Source organism: Micromonospora fiedleri (assembly GCF_016774385.1).
Taxonomy (GTDB): Bacteria; Actinomycetota; Actinomycetes; order Mycobacteriales; family Micromonosporaceae; genus Micromonospora; species Micromonospora gifhornensis.
Genome location: NZ_JAETXL010000100.1, coordinates 1 through 449, shown reverse-complemented (window position 1 = coordinate 449; position 449 = coordinate 1). Strand labels below are relative to the sequence as shown.

General features: G+C 73.1%; 1 protein-coding gene. It reads left to right on the top strand.

Annotated features, from left to right (window positions below; translation table 11 throughout):
• Window positions 1-449: quinolinate synthase NadA (gene nadA, locus JMF97_RS30825; protein ID WP_203224694.1), on the top strand; the 449-nt coding region annotated here is incomplete at both ends.

Sequence of the window (449 nt, the reverse complement as noted above, 5' to 3'; positions counted from 1 at the left end):
GAGGGGGGGTCCGGGTGGCCGGCGGGCGCCTGGCGACCCCGACCGGGTGGCCCGGGCCAGAGCGCGGAAGGCCGCCTTCGGCGAAAAGGTGTTCGGGCTGGGCCACCACTACCAGCGCGACGAGGTGATCCAGTTCGCCGCCGTGACCGGCGACTCGTGCAAGCTGGCCCGCGAGGCCGCCGCCCGGCCGGATGCCGAGTACATCGTCTTCTGCGGTGTGCACTTCATGGCCGAGAGCGCCGACATCCTCACCGCCGACACGCAGCGGGTCGTCCTGCCCGACCTGGCAGCCGGCTGCTCGATGGCGGACATTGCGGCGCTGCCGCAGGTCGAGAACGCCTGGGACGTCCTGACCGAGTGCGGCCTCGCGGCACAGACCGTCACGGGCCGCTACATGGAATCCGGCGCGGACCGCAAGGGGTCTGGCGGGCGCAAGGTGGGGGTGGTGG